Raw genomic sequence first — 25305 nt, forward strand, 5'->3', positions numbered from 1 at the left:
AGTTTTTCGGCTCGCCGAGCCCGGCCCGGCCAACTCAGGATTTTACTCAGTCAAAAAATAATATTTGCGTTTCTGAATTCCGCCGCTTTACCTTTGGAGCATCAATTCTTTTACCCATCAAAGGATTGTTTTTATACAGAGGCGTGGAGAGACAGGCTCTATGAAACGCCGACAACCCCCGGAACATCCGGAACGGTGCCAAGTCCTGACCATATAAAAACAACAACGCCGTGAAAGCCTTCACCAGCTCCCTCGCCCATCTTGCCCCACGCACCGCCCAGTTTTTTGGCTGTTGCGGCATGCTGTGTTGCGCGGTCTGTATGCCCGCGCTAGGCTAGAGCTGCTAAGGATCAGGTACTTCCTCGTTTTCCTTCTTGTTTGCTCGCGTAGCCGCTGAAGCTAGCACCTTCGTCGGCTACACCCCCGCTTAGGCCGCGTCTGCGCCGGGCGGGTCAGGCCGTGGCCGTTCCGTATGGTTCGGCGGCCGGAATCCCCAGATTTTCTTTCTGGCCAATCAGCTTTTTCTGCTCATAGTTCTATTTCGGCCGCGGTGGTGGCTGACGTAGGCCCGCCTGTGCACAAGTCGGACCCAAGCAGAGAAGTCCCCGTTTGCTGACATTATTCTTCCCGTTCGGCGCTGCTGGCACCGTTACGCTGGGCAAGCTGCGGCCTTTCTAGTACGCTGGGCCTGGCAGGTAACTGCCTGTCTTGCTGTAGTTACAGGTGAGGGAAAGTCAAAACAAGGGAGGATTGGCCGGGAGCTTTTGCTCCACAGGTAGCCAACTTTTTCTATGAAATCCTCTACTCTTCTGGCGGTGCCGGCCGCCTTGGCTGGCATCGTGTGCGTGGCCAGCCCGGCCTGGGCCCAAACAGCCCCGTCAGCTCAAACCGCCGCGCAACCCATTACCGGTACCATTACCGACGCGGCCGACGGCAGCCCCTTGCCCGGCGTGACGGTCGTGGTGAAAGGTACCACCGTGGGCGCCTCTACCGACCCCAGCGGACAATTCACGCTGAGCCTGCCGACGGGTAGTAATACGCTAGTCATTAGTGCCGTAGGCTACGAAAGCCAGACCGTAGCCGCAACGAGCGGGGCGGTGCGTATTCGATTGAAAGCCGACGTTAAGCAGCTTTCGGAAGTGGTCGTGACGGGCTACAGCGAGCAAAACCGCAAGACCCTGACCAGCGCCATTAGCTCCGTGAAGGGCGACGCGCTGAAGGATATTCCGGCCGCCAGCCCCGACCAGCTGTTGCAGGGCAAGGCGCCGGGCGTGCAGGTGTCGGCCAACTCGGGCGTGCCCGGCGGGGGCATTTTCATCCGCATCCGCGGGAGCAACTCGGTCAATGCCAGCAACGACCCGCTCTACGTCGTCGATGGGGTGTTCATCAACAACACCAACCTCATTGCCACCGGCCTAGGCAATCAGGTGTCGTCAAACCCGCTGGCCGATTTGAACCCCCAGGACATTGAGAGCATCGAAATTCTGAAGGACGCCAACGCCACGGCCATTTACGGCTCCCGCGGGGCCAACGGCGTGGTGCTGATTACGACCAAGCGCGGCAAGGCCGGCGACAAAACCCGCATTACCTTCAACACCTACCACGGCTGGTCGAAAGCGGCCCGGCAGTACGATCTGGTGACCGGGCCCGAGCTGGCCGAGCTGGAAAATGAGCGGTTTTTGAACGACGGGGGCAACCCGGCGCAATTGCCTTACCGCTCCGTGGCCTCCGGCGGGCGAGGCTTGCCCGAGGAGCAGCCAACTTACGACCGGCTTTCGGACGTGTTTCGCACGGCCCAGACCCAGAGCTACGAACTATCAGCCGCGGGGGGCTCGGAGAAAACCCAGTTCTACATCGGGGCGGGGTATTTCCAGCAGGAGTCCATTGCGAGGCCCAGCGCCTTCGACCGGTTTTCGCTGCGCGTCAACCTCGACAATTCCGTGACCGACAAGCTGCGCATCGGCACCAGCACGGCTCTGGCCCGCACCCACCGCAACGTGAGCAGCAACGACAACAACCCGGTGGGCGTCATCAACTCGGCCTTGTTTCCGCGCACGAATTTGCCGGTGTATAACCCCGACGGCACCTACGCCAAGTACGGCTCCTTCGACAACCACCAGGCCCTGATTGACAACCTCAACAACGACGCGGTGGGCACCCGCATCATTCCCAACGTCTACGGGGAGTACCGTTTCCTGAAAAACCTGACGTTGCGCAGCAGTTGGAGCATCGACTTCAACGACATGTACGAAAACAACTTCAACAACACCCTCATCCTGGCCGGCCAGCCCCGGGGCACGGCCTCGTCCTACCTCTCCCGCGACATCACCCTGCTCAACGAGCAGACCCTGAATTATAACGTGGAGCTGGGCGAAAACCACTCGTTGCAGGCGTTGGTGGGCAATACGCTGCAGCGCAACACCTTCCAGCGCACCAGCCTGCTGGGCCAGCAGTTTCCCGGCAACGACCTGACCACCATAGCCTCGGCCGCTACGCAAACCGGCTCCTCGTCCCGCTCCCAGGCCGGGCTGGTGTCGTTTTTCGGCAAGGCGACCTACTCCTATAAAAGCCGCTACACCGCCGATGTGAGCGTGCGGGCCGATGCCTCGTCGCGCTTCGGGCGGGCCAACCGCTGGGGCTACTTCCCGGCCGTGGGGCTGGGCTGGCGCCTGGGCGAAGAAAGCTTTATCCAGAACCTCAACGTGTTTCAGGAGCTCAAGCTGCGGGCCAGCATCGGCAAAACCGGCAACCAGGCCGGCATCAGCGACTTTGCCGCCCTGGGTCTGGTGCAGGGTGGGGCCAATTACCTCGACCTGCCCGGCACGGCCCCGCTGCAACTGGCCAACCCCAACCTGAGCTGGGAAAGCACCCGGCAGTGGAACGTGGGCCTCGACGCGGCCGTGCTCGACAACCGCCTCTTGCTGGAGCTCAATTATTACGATAAGTACACCTCGGGCCTGCTGCTAAACGTGCCCGTGCCGCGCAAAACCGGCTTTGCCTCGGTGGTCGAAAACTACGGGGCCGTCAGCAACAAGGGCTTCGAGGCCCAGGCCACGGTGAACTGGCTGGCGAAAGGCCCCCTGCAGTGGAGCACAACGGTGAACCTGGCCCGCAACGTGAACAAGATTCAGAAGCTGGCCGCGCCCATTACTACTGGCTCCCGCGACATTTTCCGCCTCGAAGAAGGGGCGCCGCTCTACTCGTTTTGGCTCTACCACCAAACCGGCGTCAACCCCGAAACCGGCGACGCCCAGTACGAAGATGTGAACGGCGACGGACAGCTCACGGTGGCCGACCGGAAGCTAGTGGGCAATGCCTGGCCCGACTACTTCGGGGGCCTGACCAACTCGGTTACTTATAAAGGAGTGGACTTTGGCTTTTCGCTCAACTTCGAGCAGGGCGCCAAAATCATGAACATGAACCGCTTCTTCCTCGTGCACGGCGGCACCCAGAGCAACATCGGCTACCTGCGCGAGCAGCTCGACCGGTGGCAGCAGCCCGGCGACCAGACCGACATTCCGCGCCTAACGACCAACCCGGCCAGCAACAACTACGGCGGCGTGGTGCAAAACCTCAGTGACCGGTACCTCGAAGACGGCTCCTTCCTGCGCCTGCGCACCCTCACGCTGGGCTACACCATCCCGAAGGAAACCCTGGCCAAGGCCCGCCTCAACTCAGTGCGGGTGTACGTGCAGGCCGCTAACCTGTTCACCCTCACGCCTTACTCCGGCCTCGACCCCGAGGTCAACTCCCAGAGCGGGGTGAGCAACACCAAAAACTTCGACTGGGCCACCGTGCCCCAGCCCCGCACCTTCCAGGTAGGCGTCACGGTCGGCTTGTAAAAAAGCCTAATAGACCGTCCTGCTGAACCCCGCGAAGCATCCCGCGTGCTTCGTTTGGCTCCCCCTCTCCCTCGGAGAGGGGGCCGGGGGGTGAGGCGAAACGTCAGCACGTGAGATTCTTCGACTCTGCTTCACTGCGCTCAGAATGACGGCCATTACCCCCACAACGATTTCAACTTCCATGAAATACTCGCTTAATCACCTGTTTTTCGCCATTCTGCTCGGTGCCTCCACGCTCAGCATCACGGCCTGCAATGACCTGCTCGAACCCACGCCGGTGCAGCAGCTGGCTGATGACAAGGCCATTACCGACGCCGGCAGTGCCCGCTCGGCCACCATCGGCGTCTACGACCGGGTGCAGGCCTACTACCAGCTCAACTGGCCCGTGCTGGGCTTTCTGCCCGGCGACAATGTGCGCTTCAACGGCACGCTCAACCAGTTTCTGCAAATCGACCAGAACCAGCTCAGCGCCGACAACGTGCTGATTACCGAGGCCTGGACCCAGATGTACCAGGCCGTGAACGGGGCCAACAACGTGCTGGCCGCTTTGCCCGCCATCAACGACCCGCTGCTGCCCGCCGCCGAGAAAAACCAGCTGCTCGGCGAGGCCTATTTCCTGCGGGCGTTAGTGTACTTTGACCTGGGCCGGGGCTGGGGCGGGGTGCCCCTGGTGCTGACGCCCACGCGCACCAAGGAAAACGGGGCCGGCCAGGGCCGCAGCACCCTGGCCCAGACCTACGACCAGGTCCTTGCCGACCTGACCCAGGCCGAAAGCCTGCTGCCCGAAACCGCCACCCGAAACCGGGCCGTAAAAGCCGCCGCCCGGGCCCTGCGCGCCCGCCTGCACCTCTACCGCCAGCAGTGGAGCGAGGCCGAAACCTACGCCACCCAGGTGATTGGCAGCAGCAACTACCGCCTCGTAACGCCCTACCGCGCCATTTCCACGGCCCCGTTTCTGAGCCAGGAATCGGTGTTGGAGCTGACGTTCAGCAACTCCGACGCCAACAGCATGTGGAACAACTGGTTTCCCAGCGCCCTGGGCGGGCAGTTCAACTTCCAGCCCCTGCCCACCGCCATTACCCTGCTCAATGACCCCACTACCGGCGGCAGCCGCGCGGCCCTGCTGGCTTCTACGACCATCAACGGCAGCAGCGTAACCTACGGCAACCTCTACAGTCGCTCGGCCCAGCGCGACGACCCGAGCTACGTGCTGCGCCTGGCCGAGCAGTACCTCATCCGGGCCGAGGCCCGCGCCAAGCAAAACAAGCTGAATGACGCGCTGAATGACCTGAACGCCGTGCGCGCCCGCGCCGGAGTGGAGCCCAGCAAAGCGGCCACCGCCGAAGCCCTGCTGCTGGCTATCGAAAACGAGCGGCGCGTGGAATTCGCCTTCGAAGCCGACCGGTGGTTTGACCTCGTCCGTACGGGCCGGGCTGGCACCGTGCTCGGCGTCACCGACCAGCGCCGCTGGCTGTTCCCGATTCCCTTCAACGACCTGGTCGCCGACCGCAGCCTGGAGCAGAACCCCGGGTACTAGGCTCTATACTGACAACTTAACTGGCTTTTCTTAGCCCGCTATACCCATGTTGAAACCATCCTTTTCCGCCGCTTTGCTCACCTTGGGCCTGGCGCTAACTGTGCCCGCCGCGGCCCAAAACAGCTACTTTTTCCCCGCCGCCCCGGCCAGCACCTTCGACCCCAATATCCCCACGCCGGAGCAGTTTCTGGGCTACGCCATCGGCACGCACTACACCCGCACCGACCAGATTGTGGCCTACCTGCGGGAGCTGGACCGGGTGTCGGATAAGGTGAGTCTGCGCACCATTGGGACGACGTTTGAGGAGCGGCCCCAGGTGGTAGCCACCATCACCGCGCCCCAGAACCAGCAGAATCTGGCCGGGCTGCAGCAGGCCCGCCGGGCGTTGGTCGACCCCAAACAGCCCGCGCCCGACTACCGTAAGCTGCCGGTCGTGGTAAGCCTCAACTTCGGGGTGCACGGCAACGAAAGCTCGTCGTCGGAAGCGGCTTTGCTGCTGGCCTACTACCTGACAGCCTCGACCAGCCCCGAAACCCGGCAGTGGCTCGAGCAGTCGGTCATAACGATTGACCCGCTGGAAAACCCCGACGGCCGCGACCGGGCCTCGCACTGGTTCGACCAAAATAAGTCGTGGCCCAACCCTACCGACCCGCTCGATAGGGAACACACCGAGGCCTGGCCCGGGGGGCGCACCAACCACTTCTACACCGACCTGAACCGCGACTGGCTGGCCCTGACCCAGCCCGAAAGCCGGGCCCGGATGGCATTTTTCCACGAGTGGTACCCCAACGTGATGATCGACTTTCACGAAATGGGCACCAACGGCACCTACTACTTCGAGCCCTCCAAGCCCTTCAGCACCGAAAACGACCTGATACCCCGGGCTACCTACGAAGTGCTCAACGTGCACCTGGCCAAGTACTTCGCCAAGGCCCTCGACAACCTGGGCTCCCTGTACTGGACCAAGGAACAGTTCGACAACCTCTCGCCCATTTACGGCTCGACCTACCCCGATTTTCAGGGCGGCGTGGGCATTACCTTCGAAGTGGGCAGCTCCCGGGGTTTGGCCCAGGAAGGCTCGAACGGCGTCGTCACGTTTCCCTTCACCATCCGCAACCACGTAGCTACCGGCCTGGCCACGGTGCGCGGCGCGGTAGAGGAAAAAGAGCTGTACCTGAAGCACCAGCGCGAGTTTTTCGCCTCGGCCCTGACCGACGCCCGCAAGTTCCCGACCAAGGCCTACGTCTTCGGCAACGCCCAGGACGAGACGCTGACCAACAAGTTCCTGAGCCTGCTGCTCCAGCACAAAATCGAGGTGCACGAGCTGGGCAAAACCGTTACACTCGACAAGCAGCCGTTTGAGAAAGGCAAGGCCTACGTGGTGCCCACGGCTCAGCCCCAGTACCGCATCGTCAACTCGTTGTTTGAAGAGCTGACGGCCTTTCACGATAGTGTGTTCTACGACGTGACCGGCTGGAGTCAGGCCCATGCCTACGGTCTGCAAGTGGCGAAGCAAAAAAATACCAGCCTGGTGCAGGGCGCCCCGGTGCAGGCCGTCAAAACCTTGAACGGCACGGTGCGCGGCGGTCAAAGCGCCTACGCCTACCTGCTGCCCTGGTCCGACTACAACGCGCCCCGCACCCTGACGGCCCTGCAGCGGGCGGGCCTGACGGCCAAAATCAGCTTCAAGCCCTTCAGCGCCGGCACGGCCGAAAGCGCCACCGACTTTGGCTACGGCACCCTGGTCATTCCCGTGGCGGCCCAGAAGCTGCCAGCCGACTCGGTGTTTCAGATTGTAAGTCGCCTCAGCCGCCAAAACCAGGTTACGTTTACCAGCGTCGGCACTGGTTTCAGCGCCAAGGGTATCGACCTGGGTTCCAACAACGTGCGCACGGCGCCCGAAACCAAGGCCGCTATTCTGGTGGGGCAGGGTACCAACGCCTCGGAAGTGGGTGAGGCCTGGTTTGTGGCCAGCCAGCAGCTGGGCGTGCCCCTGAGCCGGATTGAGGTCGGTAATTTCGGCCGGGCTCCGCTGGGTCGCTACTCCAGCCTGGTGCTGGTGGGCGGCACCTACGCCAGCCTCGACAAAGCCGCCGTGGCCCGGCTGCGGCAGTGGGTGCAGGACGGCGGCACGCTCATCACCCTGAAAAACGCCTCCGAATGGGCCATCAAGCAGGGTATCGTCAAGGAAAAGCTGCTGATTCCGGCCAATGGCGGCTGGGCCGACACCACGGCAGCCGGCGCCAAAGGCAAAGCCGCCCTGGCCCGCCGCGCCGACTTTGTGCAGCAGGAGCAGGAGGGCACCCGCGCCATTGCCGGCTCCATCTACTCGGCCGACATCGACATTTCCAACCCTATTGGCTTCGGCCTGACCAGCCGCCGCCTCTACGTGTTCCGCAACGGCACGACCTTCCTCAAACCCAGCCGCAACCCCTACGCCACCGTGGCCCAGTACACGGCCAAACCCCTGGTCAGCGGCTACGTGTCGCAAGCTAACCTGCAGCAGATCAGCAGCTCGGCCGCCGTGGTGGTCAGCAAAGTAGGCGCCGGCCGCGTCGTGCTCTTCGCCGACGACCCCAACTTCCGCCACTACTGGCACGGCACGTCCCGGCTGTTTGCCAACGCCCTGCTGCTGGGGCCGCTGCTGAATTTGCCGGACGGCCTCGCCGCTATTTCGGCCGAGGAAGAGCAGGAGTAGGCCAGTGCATAGGTAAAAGAACGTCATGCTGAGCCTGTCGAAGCATCTCTACCGTGCCAGTAATCAACATTACTTTGGCGGTAGAGATGCTTCGACTTCGCTCAGCATGACGCGTTATGGGGGGTAAAGTGGTTATTGCATCTGGTCGATGCCCTATTTCAGTCTCGGCCTTGGCCGCCTCCGCCCAGGTTTACCACCAGTTCTGGCTCCCGTACTGCCAAAGCCAGGCCGTCAGCGTCCAGAGGCCCCAGATCAGGCCCGCCAGGAAGATCAGGAAGCCGATGAGCACCACCGTGAGCAGGCCCCGGCCGCTGCCCTGGTGCTTGCCCTCGGCGTAGTGGGCCCGCAACAACGCCACGTTCCGGTCGTTGCTTTTGTAGGCGAAGTCGAAAATGTTGCCCAGGATAGGAATGGCACCTATGATAGTGTCGAGCAGAATGTTGAGCACCATGCGCACCACCACGGCCCCGCTGGCCCCGTGCCGCATCATCGTCATTACCAGCACCCCCGATACGGCCAAGGTAGGCAGTCCACCGACGACGGGCAGTAGGCCCAGGATAGGGTCCAGGCCGAAGCGGAAGTTAGTACCCGGGAGCTTAAATTGGCTGTCGAGCAGGCGGGCTACGCGCTCCACCCAGCGCAGCCGCTCGTCCTGGTCGAAGGTGGCGGGAAGGTTTGGAATCGTGGGTTGGGTCGGGGCGGCCATAGTCGTAGGGGTTTGAGCCTTTAACGCACGGCCAGCCAAAATGGCGAAGCCGATTCGTGGCGCGCAGCCAATCAAATCGGCCGCTCGTAGGTTATACCTGCTCAAACCTGTTTCACCACAACCACACACACGATGGAAACTCGCAATTTAGGCCAGCAGGGCCTGCGCGTCTCGGCCCTGGGCCTGGGCTGCATGGGCATGTCCGACTTCTACGGGCAGCGCGACGACGCGGAAAGCACCCGCACCCTGCACCGGGCCCAGGAGCTGGGCGTCACCTTTTTCGACACGGCCGACATGTACGGCCCCTACCTGAACGAAGAGCTGGTGGGCCGCGCCTTCCAGGGCCGGCGCCAGCAGATTGTGCTGGCCACCAAGTTCGGCATTCAGCGCGACCCCAACGACCCGGCCAAGCGCGGCGTTAATGGCCGGCCCGAGTACGTGCGCCAGGCCTGCGAAGCCAGCCTCAAGCGCCTGGGCACCGACTACATTGACCTCTACTACCAGCACCGCGTCGACCCCAGCACGCCCATCGAGGAAACCGTGGGGGCCATGAGCCGCCTCGTGGAAGAAGGTAAGGTGCGCTTCCTGGGCCTGAGTGAGGCCGCTGCCGATACCGTGCGCCGGGCCAATGCCGTGCACCCGATTTCGGCTTTGCAAACCGAGTACTCGCTCTGGAGCCGGGACCCGGAAGACGAGATTCTGCCCACGGTACGGGAGCTGGGCGTTGGCTTCGTACCCTACAGCCCGCTGGGCCGGGGCTTCCTCACCGGCCAGATCCAGCAGTTCGAGGACCTCGAACCCGACGATTACCGCCGCCACACGCCCCGCTTCCAGGGGGAAAACTTTCAGAAAAACCTGGACCTGGTAGCCCGCATTAAAGACCTGGCCGGCCAGAAAGGCTGCTCGGCTAGTCAACTTGCCCTGGCTTGGGTGTTAGCCCAAGGTCAGGAAATCGTGCCCATTCCCGGCACTAAGCGCATCAGCTACCTCGAAGAAAACCTGGGTGCGTTGCAAGTCCAGCTCAGCCCGGAAGAACTCCGCCAGCTCGACGAAATTGCCCCCAAAGGCGTAGCCGCCGGCCAGCGCTACCCCGAGCAGATGATGCGCAGCGTAAACGGCTAATTATTACTGTATTAGGGCGTAACAAGAAAAGGCTCCTATTGCCTGTCATTGTGAGCGAAGCGCGGCAATCCGTCCGCTGCTAGTGCCAAGCATCCTGTTACCAGAAAGCCCTGACGTTTGCTAACGTCAGGGCTTTTCACGTTAGAAAGCTCCGCCCAGTTCCGCGGACGGAATACCCATCAAGACCTTATCGTTTCAGCGGCGGTAGCAGGTCAATTAACCCATCTTCGCTGACGACGATAGTCAGGCAGGCATAGCGGCTGCTTTCCACATAACGCACGGCCGAGTTGAAGCGGGAGCCACGCGAGGAGTCGCCCTTTTCCGTGGCCAGGCCGTCGAGGATAGCCCCGATGGCGTAGCATACGCCCGTGGGGTCAATCAGTACGGCCCCGTCGATGTTGGTAACCAAGCGCAGCACTGAGGGCGTCATAATACGGGGCGTCACGCGGAAGCACTGCCGGGTAAGGCGCACCGCTTCCTGGGCCGCGCCTTCCGAAATGACCAGGATAGTGCCATTGGTTTGCTTAGTGGCATTCTGAGTCAGCTCCCAGAGGTAGGCAATACCAGGCTCGTCGACGTGGGGGAAGCTGCGCTGCACAGCCCGCGCAAAATTCTCGGCATCGACGCGCCCCTGGGGCAGGCGGGGCGTGTTCGATACTACTTTCATCATCACGTGGCCGGCGTGGCTGAGCTCCCAGCTGTAGTGCTTCGTGAAATGCACCGTAAACAGGGGCTCGTAGTGCGGGTCGCTGGGCTCGACCACGTGGCCCAGGCCGAAAACATCGGAGGCGTCGGTGATAAGCGAAGTGCGGCCTTCGCTGAGCTCTAGCAACTTCCGGATCGAGCGGTGGTCGCGCAGCGGAATCGGCGTTTCCAGCGTCAGTACGGGTACTACGGCCGGGTGGTGGCGACGCGCGACGAGCATCGTGCCCACGCCTTCGTCGCCCTCGTGGCGCAGGGCCGCCACCCCGTTGCAGGCATCGTAGAGGCCGTGGGTGCCGGCGGCGGCGCGCAGCATAAAACGGCGGCCCGCGGCGCGCAACACCTCGTTGTAGTCCCGGTCGAGCACGGGGCGGTCCTCATCCGTGTCCGATTCGCGCAGGGCCCGGGAGCAATCCTGCAAAAACTCGTATACGGCCGCGTTGAGCAAGGACGGGGGGCGGGTGCCGCGTTGCTGGGCGGGCAGGGAATAGTAGCTGTGGTAGGCTTCGCTGGAAAGCTGCAGCACCACCACGACCAAGTATCCGTGCAAGCTCACGGGCAACGAGCAGAAGCTGATTCGGTCTTCTTGCCGCTGCTCGGTCAGCTCGGTGAGCAGGTGCAGGGTGGAGCGGCGCATCAAATCGTACCAGCGCAGCTTTTCGTAGCGGTCCTGGTCGGTGGAGTACAGGTGATACACCATGTCGCGGGGGCCATCGGGTTCGAGGGCGGCGGCCTGGGCTTTTACATGGGCAAAATCGGTGGGCGAGTAGCGGTGCGTGGCCGGCTCAATAACGACGGCCTGGGGTTCGTCGGCTTCGCGGGCTGAGGCCAAACCAAGCAAAAAAACTTCGGGTTTAAGATTCCGGTCGAGCAGGTTGAAAATGCCATCGGCGAAGAGCTGGGCCGTGACACGAAATAAGCTTTGATGGTCCCACATGGGCATTCAGGGGGCGGGGCAAACGGCGAGAAAAGGGGCGTACTGGGGAAGGTACGGTAAAAGCGGACAGAAGGTAGTAATCGGGCGGCGTAACATTCTGGCGGCTGCTACTAACATCTGAGGACCTGGCTGGTTCTGATAAGCACAAAAAGCCCTTGTCCTTCTTGCCAATGGCCGGGCAGAAGCGTACCTTAGAATACGAAGCACCCGCATCCACCCGCTGTCAGCGCCCCCACGGCTCCCGGTATGTTTATCGATATTATACTGGCTTTCCTCTGCGCATTATCCTTTCTGCCGCTCACGACGGGATATTGCGCCTACAGCTACGGCCGCTCGTTCTGGCTGTGGTTTGCGCTGGGCTGCGTGCTGCCAATTGTATCGTTCTTCCTTCTTTTTGCCCTGCTCTACCGCAAGGAAATGGACCGCGGTGAGCAACTGCTGGCCGAGGCCAAAGCCATTCTGGCCGCCGATGAGGCCGAAGCCCGCGGGGTGAAAATCAAGGACGAGGAGTAAAGGAAGCCGCAATAGGGCTTTCGCCGGGCTGCTTATTGCTGATGCCGTAGCCAAAGGTCTATGCCCCGGGCGGCCCAGGCTCCGGTGCTGAAACAGCCTTGTAGCAGGTAGCCACCCGTAGGCGCTTCCCAGTCCAGCATCTCGCCCGCCACAAACACCCCGGGTCGCCGTTGCAGCATCAGGTGCTCGTTTACTTCCTCCCAGGCCACGCCCCCGGCCGTGGAAATGGCTTCCTCCAGGGGGCGTAAGCCCGAAACCGGAATCGGGAGGCGCTGCAGAAGCTCGGCCAGGGCCTGGGGCGTAGCGTCGGCAGCGGGCGGAGCCAGCTCCCGCAGCAGGGTAGGCACCGGGGGCCCCAGGCGCAGGGTTTTTTCCAGGTAGGCGGCCAGCGACTTTCCCTTGCGCGGGGCCTGCAGTTTCTGGTACACTTGCTCCGGACTCAGGTCGGGCTTGAGGTTCAGGAGCAGCTCGGCCGGGGCCTGGGTCGCCAGGACCCGGCGCAGCCCCGGCGTAAGGGCATATACCGGCGTGCCTTCCAGACCGTATTCTGTCAGCATCAACTCCCCGCGCACCGTCTGGCCTTGGCCCTGCAGGGCAATGTTCTTAAGCGGGGCCCGGCCTACTTTTTCCCGGAAAAAAGCAGACCACGCCACTTCCGCCCCGCAGTTCGACGGCCCAAACGGGACGCAGCGGATGCCAATCCGGGTCAGGGCCGTGGTCCATTGTCCGTCCGAGCCGGTTTTGGTCCAACTCGCCCCGCCCAGGGCTAACACCGTGGCGGCCGGGTAAATAGTGAGGGGCTGGCTTGTTGCCTCGTCGTGCAGTTGCAGGCCCTGGTTGGGGGCAAAGCCGAGCCAGCGGTGCCGGGTTTTGATCTGCACCCCCAGCGTGTGCAGCCGGTTTAGCCAGGCGCGTAACACGTGGGCGGGCTTGTAGTCGTCGGTGGGGAAAATCCGGCCGCTGGTACCCACGAAGGTGCTGATGCCCAGGCTCTGCAGCCAGTCGCGCAAAGCCGTCGGGGAGAAGTAACTTAGAAAATCCCGAAAATGGCCGTGCCGGTCCCCGTAGCGCTGCTCAAAGGTGGGCAGGGGCTCGGCATTGGACAAGTTAAAGCCCCCGTGGCCGGCTACCAGAAACTTGCGGCCCACGGTAGGCTGGGCGTCGTAAATGGTGACGTAATACCCTGCTTCGGCGAGCCGCTGCGCTGCCAGCAGGCCCGCCGGGCCCCCACCAATAACGGCAATTTCGGACGGCATAGATCATAGGAGTTAAACAGCCCGCAAGGTACGGCTTGGCACGGGGTAATAGCGGCTGGGCCGTATCATTCTGTACTCTCTGGATCGACTATCCGGTTGCAAAAGCCGTAAGGCCGAGTTTTAGCCACTCCTTTTTTGCGCGTATGGGGCCGTATTCTATTCTAATTGGGTTAAGCATTGCCGTCATCCTGTCCTATCTGTTCGACCTGGCGGCCCGGGCTACCAAGGTGCCCTCCGTGCTGATGCTGCTGCTCACTGGCATTGCCCTGCGGCAGGCCGCCGACTACTTCGACTTTGCTCTGCGGGTGCCCTCAGTTGTGCTGCAGATTTTCGGCATTATTGGCCTGATTATGATTGTGCTGGAAGGGGCTATGGATCTAAAAATCAGCCGCGACAAAGCACCCCTAATTCGCCGGTCCTTCTTGGCCGCTACCCTGATGCTAATCGTGCAGGCTCTGGCTATTGCCTTTCTGCTGCGAGCCTACCTGGGCGTATCGTTGCAGAGCTGCCTGGTCAATGCTATTCCGCTGGCTGTTATCAGCAGCGCCATTGCTATTCCGAGCGTGGCGGGGCTGTGGGGCGAAAAGCAGGAATTCATCGTCTACGAAAGCACTTTCTCCGACATTCTGGGCATCATGTTTTTCAACTTTGCCCTGCAGGACGACTTTGCCCAGGGGGTATCGGTTGTCACGTTTTCTCGCGACGTGCTGGCCATCGTGGTGGTGGCCGTGCTAAGCACGCTGATGCTGGCCTTTCTGCTCGACCGGATCCGGCTGCACATCAAGTTCTTCCTGATCTTCGCCTTCCTGATTCTGCTCTACAGCGTGGCCAAAAAGCTGCACCTCTCGTCCTTGCTGCTGGTGCTGGTCTTTGGGCTGGCTATCAACAATGCCGACCTGTTTCTGAAGGGCCCTCTTAAGCAGTGGTTCCGCCCCGACCGCTTGGCCAGCGAACTGCATCAGCTTAAAAGCATTACCGCCGAGTCGGCCTTTCTGATTCGCACTTTCTTTTTTCTGCTCTTTGGCTATTCCATAACGCTGGCCAACATCCTGAGCTTTTCCTTGCTGCTGCAGGGCCTGCTGATTGTGGCCGTCCTGACGGCTATCCGCTACGTGTATCTTCGCTTTGTGGCCCGCACCGACCTGGTTCCCGAGCTTTTCATTGCCCCCAAAGGCCTGATAACCGTGTTGCTCTTCTATAGCATTCCTGCTGAGCACCTCATCGGCGAAATCAGTGAAAATATCCTCTTTGTCGTCATCCTGCTCACCGGCGTCCTGATGATGATAGGCCTGCTGCTAGCCCGCAAAGAGCCTGATATAGGCGAATACTAGGCTAAGGTGGTTTGCATTAATATCTCTACACATGCCTCTCTTTAGCATAGTAACGGTTACTCCGTTTCCTTCAGCAGCTGGCGGCGGTAGCTGGCCAGGATGGCCGACTTGAGAATGAAGCCTACGTAGCGGCCCTGGTTGACGACGGGCAGGGCCCAGGCGTTGAGCTGATCCATGCAACGCAGAATATCAAGCATGGTATCGTCGGGGTTGACGAAAGCGGGCGGGGGCGTCATCAGGTCGCGCACCCGGGTTGTGGTGTAGTGCTCATCATCAAACAGCGCGTCGCGTACCGCGTCTAGGGCTACCACGCCGGCCAGGTTGCCGTCCTCGTCGACCACCGGAAACAAGTCGCGGGTGGCGTGCCGAAATACCATTACCAACTCGCCCAGCGTGCTCTCGGGGCTGACCGGCACAAAGTCGGTACTGACCAGCGACATAGGGTCGAGCTGGGCCAGCAGGCTCCGGTCACGGTCGGCGTGCATGTACACGCCCCGGGTCACGAGCTTGCGGGTGTAAACTGAATAGGGCTCGAAATACTTCGTAATCAGGTAGGAGCTCGAACAAACCACCATCAGGGGCACAAACAGCGCATAGCCGCCCGTGATTTCGGCAATCAGGAAGATGGCCGTCAGGGGGGCGTGAATCACGCCGGCCAGCGTACCGGCCATGCCGAGCACAATAAAATGCACTTCCGAAATCGGGTACAGGCCGCTCAGGTTGATAAGGCGGGCCGTAATAAAGCCCACCAAGGCCCCGGCAAACAGGGAAGAGCCAAACATGCCCCCGTTGCCGCCCGAGCCCACGGTAATGCAGGTGGCAAACACTTTGAGCAGCATACTGGCCGCGGCTACGAGCAGAATCGTCCACACGTTCTCGTCGCGGTACACCGAAAACAGGGAGGCATCGGTTAGCCGCTCGGGGTGGCCGCTGAGCAGCAGCTGCACGATGTTGTAGCCTTCGCCGTAGAGCGGCGGAAAAATAAACACCATCACACCCAGGGCCAGGCCCCCGAGCAGCACCTTGCTAAAGGTGCCCTTTTTGCGCTCAAAGTACTTGTCGGCCAGAAAGTACACCCGAATCATATACACCGAGAGCAGGGCCGCCATGAGCCCCAGCACGAGATAGAACGGAATGGCCTGCACAGGCCAAGTGGTCGTAATCAGCACAAAGGGCTGACCGGCATACAATGCCTTGGAAACCACGGTAGCCGTGGCCGAGGAAATCAGCAGGGGAATAAAGAACGGGGCCGACAGCTCGGAGAGAATGACTTCTACGGCAAACAACACCCCGGCAATGGGGCTGTTGAAGATGGCCGCTACCCCGGCGGCGGCCCCGCAGCCGACCAGCAGGCGCCGCTCGCGCCGCCCCACCCGCAGAATACGGCCCACGTTGGAGCCCAGGGCCGAGCCTGTTACGGAAATAGGCGCCTCCAAACCCGCCGAGCCGCCAAAGGTGACCGTCAGAAAAGAAGTGACCAGCTGGGAGTAGAGCTTGCTGCGCGGCACAATGCTGCCTTGCCGGGCAATGTTGTAGATAATTGGCCCAATGCCCCGGCTCAGGGCCCCGCCCAGCACGTAGCGCGTGAAGAGCACCGTGAGGCCAATACCGATGATGGGGTAGAGAAACAGCGCAAACACCCGATCCTGCTCGGGTACCCAGGAATAAAGCAGCTCCTGCGCCTTCTGCACCGAGGTTTTCAGGAAGACGGCCGCCAGGCCCGCCAGGCCGCCCACCAGCACACTCACCAGAATCAGGTAGACCCGGTCGTTGACGTGACGCAGACGCCACAGCAGCAGGGGGCTCAGGGTTCGGTGTAGGAGAGTTTTGGGCATTGGCAGAAGGCGCGCAGAGCAAGGGGGCGAGCATGCCGCAGCTCGACTAGTTTACCTCAACGCATGATAGCGAAAAACGGGTATAGCCGGGCCCGCAAACCCGAAAAAAACTACTGCACCACGGTCTGCACGGTGTAGCCTTCCTCGGCCAGCCCCGCTTTCACGTCGCGCATCAGCTCGCTTTTCAACTCCAGGGTGCCCCGGCGGTAGTCTTCGGAGTAAGTCCAGAAATAGGCCCGCAGCTCGACGCCGGTAGCGGTAGCTTTTTCCAGGATAACGTAAGGGGTATGCGGGTCTTTGGTATCCACGCCCTGGTTGGAACGTACGTAGTTGAGCAGCAAATCGGCCGCGTGCTGGGCATTGCCCGCTTCGCCGAACTCGACGGTTACCAGAAAATCCTGGCGGATGTAACCGTCGCGGGTGAAATTGATGAGAGGCTCGCGCAGCACCATGGCATTGGGCAGGAAAATGTGTTTGCCGTCGAAGGTCTTGATCAGCGTCACGCGCAGGCTGAGGTCTTCCACTTTGCCCACCAAGTCCTTGATTTGCACCGTATCATGAATACGGAAGGGCCGGTTGAAGGCCAGTACCACGCCGGCCAGGAAGTTTTCGGCAATGTCTTTCAGGGCAAAACCCACGATAAAGGCCGACAAGCCCGCGCCGGCGACCAGGCCACCCACCAGGGCGTAGAGCCCCACCACTTCCATAGCCAGCACCACGCCGGCCAGAATAAGCGCCCATTTGCTGAAGCGCGTCAGGAAGTCGGCCATCAGCGGGTCGTGCGACTTGGCCCGCAGCTTGCCGCCGAGCAGACTGCTCAGGTGGTTGGCGACAAAAATGGCCAGTACCAGGACGACAAAAGCAATAAGAAGCTTGGGAGAAATATAGAGAAACTGTTGCCAATAGGTGTTCAGTACGCGCTGCAGATCGGAAAACATGCCCTTGGATTAAGTACACAACCTGAACCAGCCGCGGCCGGTGCCGGGGCTGGTCCCAAGCCCGCTTGTACGAACGGCACCCAAGGGAAGGTTCCGGGCCTTACGCGGGGCGATTCAGCACCCACCGGAAAAACAGCGTCCCGGCGGCATAGGCCGCCACATCGAGCGGGTCGCCCACGTGCCGGGCCGAGAGCAGAGGCAGCAGCAACTCAAACCAAGCTGAAATGTAGAGCCAGGCTCCCAGCAGCCAGGAATCAGGCAGCACAAACTGCGGATTGCGCTGCACCCAGCGCCGCTGCACCACCAGGGCCAGGGTCAGAATCACGGGCATGGCCAGCAGGTCGGACAGGTAGGCTGTGAGCGGCGGGGGCAGCGGCCGGTGCCAGAAGCGGGCGTTGAGCTGGTAGAGCAGGTAGGTAACCAGCGGCAGCCAGAAAGCCGGCCGCCAACATTCGCGGGGAAACAGCGCCATTTAGCCGGCCGCCAGCGTGAGAAACCACAAAATAAAGGACACGGTAGCCGCAAAAGCGAGCTGCCCGCCCCGGATGATCTGCTTGAAAAACCGCACCACTCCCTGGTCCTCGGGCTTAATCTCGAGGAGCATAAACTGGGGCAGCGGCTCCTTGCCTTCCTGCTCCCGGGCCTGCTCACTACGGTTGCGCACCGGGTCTAGGAGCTGGCCGCACCGCTGACAGGTATCGTCCGACTTCTGCTGCCAGGACGACCAAAACCCGCAGTGTGGACATTTCTTGGAAGCAGAAAGGGGGGCCGCGTCGTGCATGCCGCAAAGGTAAGCGACTAACGACGGATACGGCTCATCGGAAGCCGACACAATCATGTGGTAGTCCGTCTGCCGCGCGTAGTAGAGGTATTTCCCGCTACTTTGTGGCCAAACAACTACGCTATGAACATGAACACCTGCCGGGGAGCCTTACTCGGCCTGGCCGTCGGCGACGCCCTGGGCGTGCCCGTGGAGTTTGAAAGCCGGGCCCGGCGCCGCCTCGACCCAGTGGTGAGTATGCGCGAATACGGCACCCACCACCAGCCCGCCGGCACCTGGTCGGATGATGCTTCCCTGACCTTCTGCCTGGCCGAGTCCCTGACTTACGTGGGGCCCTACGCCATCGACGTAACGGATCTGAGCCGGCGCTTCATGAATTGGCTGGATGCCGGCTACTGGACGCCCCACGGCCGGGTGTTCGACGTGGGCGTGGCCACGCGCGAGGCCATTGTTCGGCTGCGGGAAGGAGTGGCGCCCGAAAAAGCCGGCGGCACCCGGGAGTACGACAATGGCAACGGGGCCCTGATGCGGATTTTGCCCCTGGTGTTTCACCCCCTCTGGCAGCGAGCCGCGGCGGCCGAGCGCCAACGGATTACCCATAAAGTGTGTAGTCTTACCCACGGCCACTACCGCTCTACCCTGGGCTGCTACCTCTACCTGGAACTAGCCTGGGGGCTTCTGCAGGACCTACGCCCCGCTCAGGCCCACCAGCGGGTGCTGGCAGAAATACCCCGCGGCCTGCTGCCGAGCCTCGCCAAGGAGGCACCCTCTTACCGGCGGGTGCTAGACGAACAGCTGGCCTTGATTCCCGAAGCAGATATCCAGTCGTCGGGCTACGTGGTGCACACGCTGGAAGCAGCGCTCTGGTGCCTGCTGCGCGGGGAGTTCTACGCCGACACGGTACTGACGGCTGTGAATCTGGGCGATGATGCCGATACCACCGGGGCCGTAGCCGGCGGCCTGGCCGGGCTCTGCTACGGCGCGGCACAAATCCCCACCGACTGGCTAGCCGTGCTGGTTAAGCGCCCCGAAATTGAAGCCCTGGCCGACCGGCTGGTGTTTGCCAAAAACACTTAAAAAAGACTGTCATGTCGATCAGCGGGAGACATCTCGCGTGCAGTAGTAATTAGATTACCATTGCACGCGAGATGTCTCCCGCTGATCGACATGACGTTCTGCTAGACTATATCGAGCAAATAGAGCCTTTTTACAGCTCCATGATGTCCTCGTTCCAGAGCGTGGGCTCGGCTTCGACGAACTCATTCATCATATCGACGCACTCCTGTAGATCCAGGTCCACGACTTCTACGCCGTGGCTTTCCAGAAAGGCCCGCGACTCGCCAAACGTGCGCGATTCGCCGACCATCACCTTCGGAATCTTGAACTGCACGATGGTGCCGGCGCACATGTAGCAGGGCATCAGGGTGGTGTAAATGACCGTGTCGCGGTAGCTGCGCTGGCGGCCGGCGTTGAAGAGGCAGTCCATTTCGCCGTGCTTGATGGGGTTGTCTTCCTGCACGCGCTTATTGCGCCCGCGGGCCACGATTTTGCCGTCGCGCACCAGCACCGAGCCAATCGGGATACCGCCTTCCTGGCGGCCCTGGCGCGCCTCGTCGATGGCGGCCTGCATGAATTCGTCCATGGTCTATCTGTTTTGAGTGGAGAGAGGTGAAGAAAGCAAAAGTAATGTTCCTGGACAGCTTTTTCGGGCTTGCTAAAAACTGTCTGTCTAAAAATGCTGTATCATCCTGAGCCTGGCGAAGGACCTTATCACGCGAGAACAAGTCGTGGCAACACTAGTCGTTCATGTCCCCTAAGGTCCTTCACTGCGTTCAGGATGACAGACAAAAAGGGGAAGGCAAAACAACCACCAACTACCGGGCGCAGATGCCGCGGTAGGGGCAGTACTGGCACCGTTCCAAGTCGTCGGTTTTGCGGATGGGCTCCAGCGGGTCCATGATTTTGCGGGCAAACTCGTTGAGCAGCGCTTTGCCTTTTTCCACGAACGAGGTGCCGTCCTCGGTCAGGAAGGCCATGTCGGCCGTCATGGGGCCGGCGGTCAGGTTACGCAAGGAAATAATGGCGGCATCGGCGGCGGGCCGGCCGGCGTGTTCCAGCATGAAGCGGTAGAGCCAAAGCTGCCGCACCTTGTCGGCCGAGGAAGTGGCGTCGTGGAGCAGGCGGTTGGTGGCCGCCGTGGCATCGTCGCCGCGCTTTTGCAGCTTCAGGTCGTAGGGCTGCACTAGGCCGGTCTTGTAGTCAACCACCCGCAGGCGGCCGTCGGCCAGCTCGTCGAGCCGGTCGGTGTAGCCAAACACAATCAGGTCGAAGGACTCGCCATTTTCCAGCGTCACCGGCACCCGGGCATCCAGGATTTTTTCCAGGGCCACGATGCGCAGAGGCAACGCACCGGGCGTTTCCTGCAGGCCTTCCAGGTAGCGGCGCACCAGCTGGGCGGCCACCTGGCCCAGCACGTGGTTGAGGCCTTCGTCGGGGCGGGCGTGGCGTTCGTCCTGCTCGTGGCGCAGGGCCCGCTCCAGCTCCTGCGGAATCAGGCGAATCAGCACCGGGATATCCTCGGCCGTAATGGCTTTCTGCTTTTCCACGAAGGGCTGGAACAGCATTTCCAGGGTTTCGTGCACCACCGTGCCGAAGCTGTCGGCGCCCAGCTTTTCCTCTACCTCGTCGGCCTCCTGAAACTTGGCCAGGCGGGCAAAGTAGAACTGCAGGGAGCAGTTCAGGTACTGATTCAGGGCCGAGGGCGAGAGGCCTTTTTCCAGCAACGTGCGCAAAGCCGCCAGCAGTTCGGCATCTTTTTCCAAGACCAAATCCCCGCCGTACTCGCGCCGGGCCGCCGAGTCGGGCGCGTCGTCCAAGACGCTGGCCGTCAGGTCGCGCAGGGTCAGGTGGGGGTTCTGGGGCAGCAGGTCGTTCTGAATCTGGAGCAGAAACCGGCTCCGCTCCCCGGTGCGGGTGCCCTCAGCGCCGGGCAGCACGTGCAGCAGGTCCACGCGGCGGGCCCGCTGCAGCAGGCGCCAGAACTGGTGGGCCGTGGCCGCCTCGTGGTCGGCGTAAGTCGGCATCTTGAACTGAGTCAGCACGTCGTAGGGAAACAGCGAGGAGTTGTTCTTGGGTGCCGGCAGCACCCGCTCGTTGCAGCTCAGAATAATGACGTGGTCAAAGTCCAGGGCCCGGGTTTCCAAAAGGCCCATCACCTGCACATCGGCAATGGGTTCCCCGCTGAAGGGCAGGCGGGTGCGGGTCATCTGCTCGTACAAGAACCGGCGGAAGGAGCGCACCGACAGCCGCTGCTCCCGGCAGTCGAACACCGAATCCAGGCGCTTCACGAGCGTGAAGAACAGATACAGGTACTCCGCTTCGATGGCCGAATGCTGGTCCTGATAAGCCTTTTTGAGCAAGTCAATCAGCGTGTAGCAGGCCGCAATAATATCGTCGCAGGTGTCCCAGGTAGCAAACAGGGCCTCCACCAGCGGGTGCTGCTGGCCCAGCTCCAGCAGCTCACTGGCGGGCAGCAGCACGGCGTTGCGCTTGATAATCTGGTTACAGATCTTGTCGAGCAGGCCGTGGTACTGCTTCTGGGGCTGCTTGTCGAGCCACTGCTGGTAGCGCCGCAGGAAGGGGTGGCCCAGCAGCTTGCTCACGGCCAGGTGGTGGTAGCGCGGCACGCCGTAGCCGGTTTCGGCGCTGCCCTCCCGAATGCCGGTCAGGTGCACTTCAAACAGCAGATCCACCAGGTTGAACAGGGGCGTGCTCTGGAAGCTCAGGCCCATGGTCACGTTGTATTCGGGTACCTCCTCGGGGGGCAGGCCGTGGAGCACGGGTAGGAGCAGGGTTTCGTCGGGGAGCACCACGGCCACTTTAGCTTGCGGGTTTTCGCGGCGGGAAGCGGCCAGCAGCTGCCCGGCTACTTTGCCTTGCATGCTGGCGTTGGCTACGCCCACAAACTGGATTTCCCGCTCCAACGTCCGTAGCAGATTCGGTAACCCCGTCCCGGTGTCGCCGAAGGCATCGGACGGCAACTCCCAGTTTTTGCGGTACTGGCGCAAGTGTTGGCCGGCGCGGTTGGGCGAGTCGGTTTCCAGGTAAAAGGCGTCCCCGTCGAAGCGCACCTCGGCCCGGCCTTCCTTGAGCAAGAGCTGAATCAGCTTTTGTTCGGAGCGCGACAACGACCCCAGCCCCAGAAAGACGTGGCGCGGCAGCGTATCGCCATGTTCCAGGCGATTCTGCACCTTGTTGACGGCCAGCCGGTAGGCCAGGCCGGGGTAGGCCAGGTGGGTTTGCTCCATACGACGGCGCAACCGCCAGTACACCTTTTCCAGGTCGTCCCAGAAGCGGAAGTAGGCCGCCGTGGTGCTCACCTCTGCCGGCGTGTCGGCCAGCTCCCAGCGCTCCAGGGCCTTGGCCTGGGTCAGGTATTCAAATACTTTGGCGGGCGAGGCCAGGTTCTGGTCGAGGTTGGAGAAGTCCTGCACCAGCAAACCCGACCAGCCCACGAACTGGTCGAAATCGAGCTTGGGGTCAATGTCGCGCAGAATGTCGAAGAGCAAGAGCTGCAGGGCAATGGGCTCTTCGACCTGCACGCCCGAGAGCTCCACCATATAGTCTTCCATGGCTGCCACCCGCGGGCTCCACACCGCCGAGCCGGCTTCAGCGGCCAGGCTCAGCTCGTTTTTCAGGTAGACCACCGCCCGGCGCGTGGGCACCACCACTACCAGGTCCGACAAGTCCTGCCCGGGAAAGCGCGTGAGCAGGTCGCGGGCGGCCTGGCTCAGAAACGAGTCGGTGGTGGTAATGGGTAGGGTGGAAGGGGCACTGGTATTCATAGAAAGTAAAGATACCTTGCGGGCCAGGATATCCCGCAGGTGATTTGGACCGGACCAGAGCTAAGGCGCTCCGGTGTAGAGGCTGCAACAACCAACCGTTTCTGCTAACCACATGATTCCTGACTTCTTAGCACCCTTTGCCGAGCAGCTCCGGCAGCATGCGCTGCAAAGCATTAAAATCAAAGCAACCCCGCTAGGAAAAAACGGGCCGGGGTCGGCGGCCAGCAAGTTTGGCGGCCTGCCGTTTCTACCGCTGAGCGTTGCCTACCCGCGGGACGAAAACGGGAAGCCGCTGCTGCTACTGGCCCAGATCAACCTGGCCGAGCTGCCGGCTACCGAGTGGCTGCCCGCCGCGGGCCTGCTGCAGTTTTACGTGCCAACAGATCTAGGCTACGAAACAGGTGAGTCCCAGGTGCTCTACTTAGGTCCCGAGCAGCTAGGAGAGGAAATGCAGCAGGATTTCAGCTTTCTGCCCGCCGACCACTACAACGAAAACCCGGTGCGTGGTGAACACCGGCTGGCGTTTGCGCTGACCACGGAGTACGGGGGCCTGGAAGATGCCCGCTTTACTGTCGATTTTAACGGCCGCACGGCCCGCGCCTACAACTCGAGGCTACCCCGGGCCCAGAAGCAGGAATTCAACAAGCTATTCGGCGGCGAAGGCCACAAGCTGGGCGGCTACGCCCTGTTCACCCAGGGCGACCCGCGGGCCTACACCCCGGAAATGGCCAAGGACGTGCAACTGCTGCAAATCGATCTGGACGAGCACATCATGTTCGGCGACTCTGGCGTAGCTCACTTCTTCATCAGCGCCCAGGCCCTGCAAAACCGCGAGTTCGATAAGGCCTACTTCTACTGGGACTGTTGCTAAACTGCCCTAGTGCCCCACGGCTACTTCGGCGGCTTCTTCCGGTACGCCCGTGGGCGCCACCGGAGCCACGTAGTGACGCAGCGACTTCATGGCCAGCAGCATGCTGATAACGGTGAGCACCGCCCCGGTCAGGAAAGCGGCCCCGGGGAAATGCACGGGGGCTTTGGGCCCAGTGAAAAAGGAAAATAAGTTGGTCATTAGCGGCGGCCCGATAATGGACGTAAGGCTTACCAGGCTCGTCAGAGCGCCTTGCAGCTCGCCTTGCTCGTTGGCTGGTACCTGCCCCGACATAATGCCTTGCAACGCCGGGCCCGCAATGCCGCCCAGGCAGTAGGGAATCAGAAACACAAACATCATCCAGCCCACTGGTGCAAACGCAAACAGCGAAAACCCCAGGGCGTAGAAGGCCAGACCCAGAAAAACTGAGCGTTTGGCGCCCAGCCAGGGGTTGAGCCGCCGAATCAGCAGACCCTGTACCAAGGCCGTGAGTGTACCGATAGCGCCGAGCGAGTAGCCCACCCAGGCCTCGTTCCACTTAAACTTGTACATCGTGTAGTACGACCAGGTGCTTTGGGTGGAGTGGGCCGCAATGTAGACCAGTACCAAGGAGCCTACCATGCCCAGAATCACGGGGTACTTCTGCAGCTGGCGCAACGAGCCGACGGGGTTGGCCCGGCGCCAGTCGAACTTGCGGCGGTGGGCTTCGTCCAGGGACTCGGGCAAGATAAAGAAGCCGTAGAGCCAGTTAATCATGGTCAGGGCGGCGGCTACCAAAAAGGGCACCCGCGGCCCAAACTGCCCCAGCACACCCCCGATTACCGGCCCGATAATAAAGCCCAGCCCAAAAGCAGCCCCAATCATACCGAAGTTCTGGGCCCGCTTTTCCGGAATGCTGATGTCGGCAATATAGGCTGAGGCCGTGGTGAAGCTGGCCCCGGTAATGCCGGCAATAATGCGGCCCACAAACAGCCAGGTGATGGTCGGGGCAAAGGCCACGAATAAATAGTCGAGGCCGAAGCCGAGCAGGGCAAACAGCAGCACGGGCCGCCGGCCGTACTGGTCGGAGAGGTTGCCCAGCACCGGGGAAAACAGAAACTGCATGCTGGCAAAGGCAAACATCAGCCAGCCGCCGTAGCGCGAGGCGTCGCTGATAGTGCCGCCCGTGAGGTTGCTGATCAGCTTGGGAATCACGGGGATGATGATGCCGAACCCGATAACATCCAGCAGCAGCGTAATGAAGATGAAGCCGAGGGCGGCCTGGCGTTTATCCGACATAACGAATTCGGTTGCTAATTTTTTTGGCGAAGCAAAATACTAAATTTTTACGCAATTGCAGTAGTCAAGTTGAATATAGTTGCCTGACAGTGTATCGTCCCCTGAACTGATCCGTAC

18 protein-coding genes and 1 riboswitch are annotated in these 25305 nt (G+C 61.6%); of the genes, 8 read left to right on the top strand and 10 right to left on the bottom strand.

Going from position 1 to position 25305, the window contains the following annotated elements; translation table 11 throughout:
• Positions 1-128: 128 nt before the first annotated feature.
• Positions 129-220: riboswitch (SAM riboswitch) on the top strand.
• 571 nt (positions 221-791) lie between these two features.
• The 3 genes from E5K02_RS02415 to E5K02_RS02425 all read left to right on the top strand — a co-directional run bounded on the left by E5K02_RS02415 (position 792) and on the right by E5K02_RS02425 (position 8077).
• Positions 792-3842 (top strand): SusC/RagA family TonB-linked outer membrane protein, encoded by a 3051-nt coding sequence (locus tag E5K02_RS02415; protein WP_135391712.1) that lies wholly within the window; start codon positions 792-794, stop codon positions 3840-3842.
• A gap of 181 nt (positions 3843-4023) precedes the next feature.
• Entirely contained in the window at positions 4024-5379 is a 1356-nt protein-coding gene (locus E5K02_RS02420; RefSeq protein ID WP_167856258.1) for a RagB/SusD family nutrient uptake outer membrane protein, read from the top strand.
• 46 nt (positions 5380-5425) lie between these two features.
• The gene (locus tag E5K02_RS02425; protein ID WP_135391716.1) at positions 5426-8077 is read left to right on the top strand and encodes a M14 family zinc carboxypeptidase; all 2652 of its coding nucleotides are present in this window, start codon (positions 5426-5428) and stop codon (positions 8075-8077) included.
• 190 nt (positions 8078-8267) lie between these two features.
• On the opposite strand, the gene E5K02_RS02430 is transcribed toward E5K02_RS02425, so the two are convergent.
• On the bottom strand, positions 8268-8783 hold the full coding sequence (locus tag E5K02_RS02430; protein ID WP_135391718.1) for a DUF4112 domain-containing protein: 516 nt from the start codon (positions 8781-8783) through the stop codon (positions 8268-8270).
• A 132-nt stretch (positions 8784-8915) separates the two neighbouring features.
• Here E5K02_RS02430 and E5K02_RS02435 point away from each other — a divergent pair, with 132 nt between their 5' ends.
• Positions 8916-9905, top strand: coding sequence for an aldo/keto reductase (locus tag E5K02_RS02435; protein ID WP_135391720.1), 990 nt, complete (start codon positions 8916-8918; stop codon positions 9903-9905).
• Positions 9906-10092: 187 nt separating this feature from the next.
• On the opposite strand, the gene E5K02_RS02440 is transcribed toward E5K02_RS02435, so the two are convergent.
• The gene (locus E5K02_RS02440) at positions 10093-11544 is read right to left on the bottom strand and encodes a diadenylate cyclase (protein ID WP_167856259.1); all 1452 of its coding nucleotides are present in this window, start codon (positions 11542-11544) and stop codon (positions 10093-10095) included.
• Positions 11545-11790: 246 nt separating this feature from the next.
• Here E5K02_RS02440 and E5K02_RS02445 point away from each other — a divergent pair, with 246 nt between their 5' ends.
• Complete coding sequence (locus E5K02_RS02445; protein WP_135391724.1) at positions 11791-12057, top strand: hypothetical protein; 267 nt, start codon at positions 11791-11793, stop codon at positions 12055-12057.
• Between the two features lie 32 nt (positions 12058-12089).
• Here E5K02_RS02445 and E5K02_RS02450 read toward each other — a convergent pair whose 3' ends face one another.
• Entirely contained in the window at positions 12090-13313 is a 1224-nt protein-coding gene (locus E5K02_RS02450) for a TIGR03862 family flavoprotein (protein ID WP_135391726.1), read from the bottom strand.
• A gap of 143 nt (positions 13314-13456) precedes the next feature.
• Here E5K02_RS02450 and E5K02_RS02455 point away from each other — a divergent pair, with 143 nt between their 5' ends.
• A complete protein-coding gene (locus E5K02_RS02455; protein WP_135391728.1) occupies positions 13457-14644 on the top strand; it encodes a cation:proton antiporter in 1188 nt (395 codons plus the stop codon).
• 56 nt (positions 14645-14700) lie between these two features.
• Here the strand turns inward: E5K02_RS02455 and E5K02_RS02460 are convergent, their stop codons facing one another.
• The 4 genes from E5K02_RS02460 to E5K02_RS02475 form a co-directional block, all read right to left on the bottom strand.
• Positions 14701-16479: a chloride channel protein gene (locus E5K02_RS02460; protein ID WP_135391730.1), complete on the bottom strand. Its 1779-nt coding sequence runs from the start codon at positions 16477-16479 to the stop codon at positions 14701-14703.
• A gap of 110 nt (positions 16480-16589) precedes the next feature.
• Positions 16590-17417 (bottom strand): mechanosensitive ion channel family protein, encoded by an 828-nt coding sequence (locus tag E5K02_RS02465; protein ID WP_135391732.1) that lies wholly within the window; start codon positions 17415-17417, stop codon positions 16590-16592.
• A 100-nt stretch (positions 17418-17517) separates the two neighbouring features.
• On the bottom strand, positions 17518-17889 hold the full coding sequence (locus E5K02_RS02470; protein WP_135391734.1) for a hypothetical protein: 372 nt from the start codon (positions 17887-17889) through the stop codon (positions 17518-17520).
• Positions 17890-18198, bottom strand: coding sequence for a hypothetical protein (locus tag E5K02_RS02475; RefSeq protein ID WP_135391737.1), 309 nt, complete (start codon positions 18196-18198; stop codon positions 17890-17892).
• A gap of 123 nt (positions 18199-18321) precedes the next feature.
• Here E5K02_RS02475 and E5K02_RS02480 point away from each other — a divergent pair, with 123 nt between their 5' ends.
• Complete coding sequence (locus E5K02_RS02480; RefSeq protein WP_135391739.1) at positions 18322-19275, top strand: ADP-ribosylglycohydrolase family protein; 954 nt, start codon at positions 18322-18324, stop codon at positions 19273-19275.
• A gap of 130 nt (positions 19276-19405) precedes the next feature.
• Here E5K02_RS02480 and E5K02_RS02485 read toward each other — a convergent pair whose 3' ends face one another.
• Together E5K02_RS02485 and E5K02_RS02490 are read right to left on the bottom strand one after the other, a co-directional pair.
• The gene (locus tag E5K02_RS02485; protein ID WP_135391741.1) at positions 19406-19840 is read right to left on the bottom strand and encodes a nucleoside deaminase; all 435 of its coding nucleotides are present in this window, start codon (positions 19838-19840) and stop codon (positions 19406-19408) included.
• A gap of 232 nt (positions 19841-20072) precedes the next feature.
• Positions 20073-23042: a PD-(D/E)XK nuclease family protein gene (locus tag E5K02_RS02490; RefSeq protein WP_135391743.1), complete on the bottom strand. Its 2970-nt coding sequence runs from the start codon at positions 23040-23042 to the stop codon at positions 20073-20075.
• A gap of 112 nt (positions 23043-23154) precedes the next feature.
• Between E5K02_RS02490 and E5K02_RS02495 the strand changes: the two genes are divergently transcribed.
• Positions 23155-23913 (top strand): YwqG family protein, encoded by a 759-nt coding sequence (locus E5K02_RS02495; protein ID WP_135391745.1) that lies wholly within the window; start codon positions 23155-23157, stop codon positions 23911-23913.
• Positions 23914-23919: 6 nt separating this feature from the next.
• On the opposite strand, the gene E5K02_RS02500 is transcribed toward E5K02_RS02495, so the two are convergent.
• Positions 23920-25188, bottom strand: coding sequence for a TCR/Tet family MFS transporter (locus tag E5K02_RS02500; protein WP_135391747.1), 1269 nt, complete (start codon positions 25186-25188; stop codon positions 23920-23922).
• Positions 25189-25305: the final 117 nt, after the last annotated feature.

Source organism: Hymenobacter metallicola (genome assembly GCF_004745645.1).
GTDB lineage: Bacteria > Bacteroidota > Bacteroidia > Cytophagales > Hymenobacteraceae > Hymenobacter > Hymenobacter metallicola.

Excerpts from the sequence above, each read along its gene's own strand:
- E5K02_RS02415 (WP_135391712.1), top strand. The coding sequence starts at position 792 with ATGAAATCCTCTACTCTTCTGGCGGTGCCGGCCGCCTTGGCTGGCATC.
- E5K02_RS02420 (WP_167856258.1), top strand. The coding sequence starts at position 4,024 with ATGAAATACTCGCTTAATCACCTGTTTTTCGCCATTCTGCTCGGTGCC.
- E5K02_RS02425 (WP_135391716.1), top strand. The coding sequence starts at position 5,426 with ATGTTGAAACCATCCTTTTCCGCCGCTTTGCTCACCTTGGGCCTGGCG.
- E5K02_RS02430 (WP_135391718.1), bottom strand. The coding sequence starts at position 8,783 with ATGGCCGCCCCGACCCAACCCACGATTCCAAACCTTCCCGCCACCTTC.
- E5K02_RS02435 (WP_135391720.1), top strand. The coding sequence starts at position 8,916 with ATGGAAACTCGCAATTTAGGCCAGCAGGGCCTGCGCGTCTCGGCCCTG.
- E5K02_RS02440 (WP_167856259.1), bottom strand. The coding sequence starts at position 11,544 with ATGTGGGACCATCAAAGCTTATTTCGTGTCACGGCCCAGCTCTTCGCC.
- E5K02_RS02445 (WP_135391724.1), top strand. The coding sequence starts at position 11,791 with ATGTTTATCGATATTATACTGGCTTTCCTCTGCGCATTATCCTTTCTG.
- E5K02_RS02450 (WP_135391726.1), bottom strand. The coding sequence starts at position 13,313 with ATGCCGTCCGAAATTGCCGTTATTGGTGGGGGCCCGGCGGGCCTGCTG.
- E5K02_RS02455 (WP_135391728.1), top strand. The coding sequence starts at position 13,457 with ATGGGGCCGTATTCTATTCTAATTGGGTTAAGCATTGCCGTCATCCTG.
- E5K02_RS02460 (WP_135391730.1), bottom strand. The coding sequence starts at position 16,479 with ATGCCCAAAACTCTCCTACACCGAACCCTGAGCCCCCTGCTGCTGTGG.
- E5K02_RS02465 (WP_135391732.1), bottom strand. The coding sequence starts at position 17,417 with ATGTTTTCCGATCTGCAGCGCGTACTGAACACCTATTGGCAACAGTTT.
- E5K02_RS02470 (WP_135391734.1), bottom strand. The coding sequence starts at position 17,889 with ATGGCGCTGTTTCCCCGCGAATGTTGGCGGCCGGCTTTCTGGCTGCCG.
- E5K02_RS02475 (WP_135391737.1), bottom strand. The coding sequence starts at position 18,198 with ATGCACGACGCGGCCCCCCTTTCTGCTTCCAAGAAATGTCCACACTGC.
- E5K02_RS02480 (WP_135391739.1), top strand. The coding sequence starts at position 18,322 with ATGAACATGAACACCTGCCGGGGAGCCTTACTCGGCCTGGCCGTCGGC.
- E5K02_RS02485 (WP_135391741.1), bottom strand. The coding sequence starts at position 19,840 with ATGGACGAATTCATGCAGGCCGCCATCGACGAGGCGCGCCAGGGCCGC.
- E5K02_RS02490 (WP_135391743.1), bottom strand. The coding sequence starts at position 23,042 with ATGAATACCAGTGCCCCTTCCACCCTACCCATTACCACCACCGACTCG.
- E5K02_RS02495 (WP_135391745.1), top strand. The coding sequence starts at position 23,155 with ATGATTCCTGACTTCTTAGCACCCTTTGCCGAGCAGCTCCGGCAGCAT.
- E5K02_RS02500 (WP_135391747.1), bottom strand. The coding sequence starts at position 25,188 with ATGTCGGATAAACGCCAGGCCGCCCTCGGCTTCATCTTCATTACGCTG.